Source organism: Acidovorax radicis N35 (assembly GCF_000204195.1).
In the GTDB taxonomy this organism is placed as follows: domain Bacteria; phylum Pseudomonadota; class Gammaproteobacteria; order Burkholderiales; family Burkholderiaceae_C; genus Acidovorax; species Acidovorax radicis.
Map to the genome: position 1 here is coordinate 1 of NZ_AFBG01000009.1, position 297 is coordinate 297.

At 69.7% G+C, this 297-nt stretch carries 1 pseudogene; it reads left to right on the forward strand.

The annotated features are described in order from the left end of the window. A pseudogene (locus tag ARADN35_RS28175) lies at nt 1-297 on the forward strand (DUF11 domain-containing protein); the annotation flags it as partial.

Here is a 297-nt window from a genome sequence, read left to right on the forward strand (position 1 = left end):
AATGCCGGGCCGTCCAATGCACCGGGGGCCACGGTGGCCGACACCTTCCCGGCGGCGCTCACGGGCACCTGGACCTGCGTGGGTGCGGGCGGCGGCACCTGCACGGCAGCAGGCAGCGGCAACATCAACGACACCGTCAACCTGCCCGCAGGGGGATCGGTGACGTACACCGTCAGCGCCACGGTGAGCGGTGCAGCCACAGGGACATTGACCAACACCGCGACGGTGACAGCGCCGGGCGGGGTGACCGATCCTGTCCCAGGCAACAACAGCGCAACCGACTCCGACACCATCACG